Below are 4138 nucleotides of genomic sequence, written 5' to 3' on the forward strand. Positions count from 1 at the left end.
ATGGAGAGGCATAAAGGACGCAACCGGTTTTTGGTGTTATGCATCCTGCCTGCAACAGTACTGTTTTTCATATTCATGATAGTGCCGACGCTGAATGTGTTCCGGATGTCGCTGTTTGAGCGGGGGGCGTACTCGCCGACGGAGACGTTTGTGGGACTTGGGAACTTCACGACGCTGCTGGGGGACGCGAAGTTCATCACGTCGATGCAGAACACGGTGCTTTTGATAGTGGTGGTCACGATAGTGACGTTTTTCTTCGCGCTGGTGTTCGCGGGGATACTGACGCGGGAGAAGATAAAGGGGCAGAACTTCTTCCGCATCATCTTCTACATCCCGAACATCCTGTCGGTGGTGGTCATCGCTGGCATCTTCTCAGCGGTGTACAAGCCTGAGAACGGGATGCTGAACTCCATTTTGTCGATGGTCTCGGGTGAGACGGTGATGATACTGTGGAAGGACCAGCCGATGGTCATTGTGAGCATCATCATCGCGATGGTGTGGCAGGCGATTGGGTATTACATGGTGATGTACATGGCGTCGATGTCGGCGGTGAGCGAGAGCCTGTATGAGAGCTCGTCGCTGGACGGCGCGGGGCGAGTGAAGCAGTTTTTCCAGATTACCCTGCCGCTGATATGGACCAACATCCGAACGACGCTGACGTTCTTCATCATCTCCACCATCAACATGGCGTTCCTGTTTGTGAAGGCGATGGTGGCGAAGGGCATGGCGGACGTGGGCCTCTCGTTCATGTACAACCAGAAGGACGCGGGGCTGTACGGGTACTCGATGGCGGCGGGCGTGGTTCTGTTCCTGTTCTCGTTCATACTGTCTGCGCTGGTGAACAGGGTGACCAGGCGCGACGTGCTGGAAGTCTAAGGGGGTGGCGGAAATGAAGGAACATAAGAAGGGCATCTCCGCGGACACCCTGTACAAAGTCTTCATCTATGTGGTGCTGGCCACGCTGGCCATCCTGATTATCGTGCCGGTGGCGTGGGTGTTTCTGGCGTCCATCAAGGACAACACCCAGTTCTACGGGAACCCCTGGGTCCTGCCCAACGGGTTCCACTGGGAGAACTTCGTCAACGCGTGGAACAGCGCGAACATGGGCAGCTATATGCTCAACTCGGCCATTGTGACGGTGCTGGCGCTGGGGATACTGCTGGTGGTGGCGCTGCCGTGCGCATACTGCCTGAGCCGGTTTCACTTCCGCGGGCGCGCGCTTCTGAACACCTGCTTCATGGCGGGGCTGTTCATCAACGTGAACTATATCGTGGTGCCCATCTTCCTGATGCTGAAGGACGGGGACGCGTGGCTGAAGAACCTTGGGCTGGACGGGCTTCTGCTCAACAACCTGTTTGTGCTGGCGCTGGTGTACGCGTCCACGGCGCTGCCGTTTACGGTGTACCTGCTGTCGGGGTACTTCGCCACCCTGCCCCACGACTTTGAGGAGGCGGCGTATATCGACGGAGCGGGCTACGGGAGGACGATGGTGAGCATCATCTTCCCCATGGCCAAGCCGAGCATCATCACCATCATCCTCTTCAACTTTCTCTCGTTCTGGAACGAGTACATCATCTCAATGACGCTGATGAGCTCGTCCAAGGGGCCGAAGACCCTGCCCGTGGGGCTTTTGAACCTGATGCAGACCAGCCAGTCGAAGACGGACTTCGGGCAGCTCTACGCGGGCTTGGTGCTGGTGATGCTGCCCACCCTGATCCTGTACATCTGTGTGCAGAAAAAGCTGACCCAGGGGATGACGGTCGGCGGACTGAAAGGGTAAGGTGAGGGAGCATGAAGTTTTGGAAAGAGCACACGGCGCTGCGGATGGTACTGATGCTGTGCACGTTCGCGGCGGGCGTCGGTCTGATTCTGTACGGCTGGATGCAGACGGGGAAGCTTTGGGGGTTCGCCGTGATGCTGGTGGGCATCGGGTTTCTGCTGGGCTGCCTTTCGCTGTACAACAAGCCGTTTGAGGAGCCGCGGACCAAGAAAACCAAATAGCGAGGAGAACAGGAATGAGCGAGAAGGAACGCAGAAGAGGGCGGGTGACCATCCCCACGGACGTGGACGTGGTGCCCGAGACCCTGGAGATACTGGAGCGCTGGGGGGCGGACGCCATCCGGGACTGCGACGGGACGGACTACCCGGAGGCGCTGAAGGGCGTGGAGGCGAAGGTGTACTCCACGTACTACACCACGCGGAAGGACAACGCCTGGGCGAAGGCGAACCCTGACGAGGTGCAGCAGTGCTACATCATGACGCCGTTCTACACCGCGACGGAGGAGCGGCTGAGCATCCCGCTGATGAAGGGCATCAGCGGGGAGCTTCTGGAGCCCAACACGCGGGACGACATCAAGCGCTGGTGGGAGGTGGTGGACCGTACGGCCGGGAGTGTGGTGGACACGCAGGCGTGGAGCTACGACGCGGCAAGGGGGAGCGTGGAGATACATCGTGCGCAGGCGTACCACGACTACACGGTGAGCTTCCTGGCCTACCTCATCTGGGACCCTGTGCACATGTACAACGCGGTGACCAACGACTGGAAGGACTTCGAGCACCAGATAACCTTCGACGTGCGGCAGCCGAAGACGCGGAAGTACACGATGGAGCGCCTGCGCAGATTCATCGCGGAGCACCCGTATGTGGACGTGATACGGTACACCACGTTCTTCCACCAGTTCACGCTGATGTTCGACGAGCTGAGGCGGGAGAAGTACGTGGACTGGTACGGGTACTCCGCGTCGGTGTCGCCCTATATCCTGGAGCAGTTTGAGCGTGAGGCGGGGTACAAATTCCGGCCTGAGTACATCATCGACCAGGGGTACTACAACAACCAGTACCGGGTTCCGAGCCGGGAGTTCAAGGACTTCCAGGCGTTCCAGCGGCGGGAGGTGGCGGCGCTGGCGAAGGAGATGGTGGACATCACCCACGAGCTGGGGAAGGAAGCGATGATGTTCCTCGGGGACCACTGGATAGGAACGGAGCCGTTCATGCCTGAGTTCCAGGGCATCGGACTGGACGCTGTGGTGGGGAGCGTGGGGAACGGGTCCACGCTGCGGCTCATCAGCGACATACCGGGGGTGAAGTACACGGAGGGGCGGTTCCTGCCCTATTTCTTCCCGGACACGTTCCACGAGGGCGGGGACCCGGTGAAGGAGGCCAAGGAGAACTGGGTGACGGCGCGGCGGGCCATCCTGCGCAAGCCCATCGACCGGATAGGGTACGGAGGCTACCTGAAGCTGGCGTGCGAATTCCCGGAGTTCATCGGCTACGTGGAGAGCGTGTGCAATGAGTTCCGGGAGCTCTACGAGAACATCAGGGGGACGACGCCGTACTGCATCAAGAGGGTGGCGGTGCTCAACTGCTGGGGCAGGATGCGCTCCTGGGGCTGCCACATGGTGCACCACGCGCTGTACCAGAAGCAGAACTACTCCTACGCGGGGGTCATCGAGGCGCTGTCCGGCGCGCCGTTCGACGTGAGGTTCATCAGCTTTGACGACATCAAGGCCGACCCCGGGATTCTGAATGGCGTGGACGTGATTATCAACGTGGGCGACGGCGACACGGCCCACACCGGCGGCGCGGTGTGGGAGGACGCGGAGGTGACGGCGGCCGTCCGCGGCTTCATCTGGAACGGCGGCGGCTTCATCGGCGTGGGCGAGCCCTCCGGGCACCAGTACCAGGGGCGCTACCTTCAGCTGGCGGGGGCGCTGGGCGTGGAGAAGGAGACGGGCTTCACCCTCAACTACGACAAGTACAACTGGGAGGAGCACCCCGGCCACTTCATCCTGGCGGACTGCGGGGGAGATGTGGACTTCGGGGAGGGGAAGAAAAACATGTACGCCCTGGAGGGGACGGAGATTCTCGTGCAGCGGGAGAAGGAGGTCCAGATGGCGGTCCACGGCTTCGGTCGGGGGCGGTGCGTGTACATCAGCGGGCTTCCGTACTCCTTCGAGAACAGCCGTGTGCTGTACCGCTCCATATTGTGGAGCGCCCACGACGAGGCGAACCTGCTCAAGTGGTACTCCGACAACTTCAATGTGGAGGTCCACGCCTTTGTGGAGAACGGAAAGTTCTGCGTGGTGAACAACACCTACGAGAGCCAGTCCACCACCGTCTACCGGGGCGACGGCTCCGC

General features: G+C 60.6%; 4 protein-coding genes. All 4 read left to right on the forward strand.

The genetic code is table 11. The features are described from left to right. Nucleotides 1–876, forward strand: an 876-nt coding sequence (locus H8S62_RS17705) for a carbohydrate ABC transporter permease (protein WP_155149282.1), incomplete at its 5' end; no start/stop codon positions are given. Between the two features lie 13 nt (nucleotides 877–889). Further along, nucleotides 890–1780, forward strand: coding sequence for a carbohydrate ABC transporter permease (locus tag H8S62_RS17710; protein ID WP_155149279.1), 891 nt, complete (start codon nucleotides 890–892; stop codon nucleotides 1778–1780). Nucleotides 1781–1791: 11 nt separating this feature from the next. Then, nucleotides 1792–2001 carry a DUF6903 family protein gene (locus H8S62_RS17715; protein ID WP_155149277.1) on the forward strand — a complete coding sequence of 70 codons (210 nt, stop codon included), beginning with the start codon at nucleotides 1792–1794 and terminating at the stop codon, nucleotides 1999–2001. 14 nt (nucleotides 2002–2015) lie between these two features. After that, nucleotides 2016–4138: 1,3-beta-galactosyl-N-acetylhexosamine phosphorylase (gnpA, locus tag H8S62_RS17720; RefSeq protein WP_186920428.1), on the forward strand; the 2123-nt coding region annotated here is incomplete at its 3' end.

The sequence above is a fragment of the Lawsonibacter faecis genome, from assembly GCF_014287675.1.
Lineage (GTDB): Bacteria > Bacillota > Clostridia > Oscillospirales > Oscillospiraceae > Pseudoflavonifractor > Pseudoflavonifractor faecis.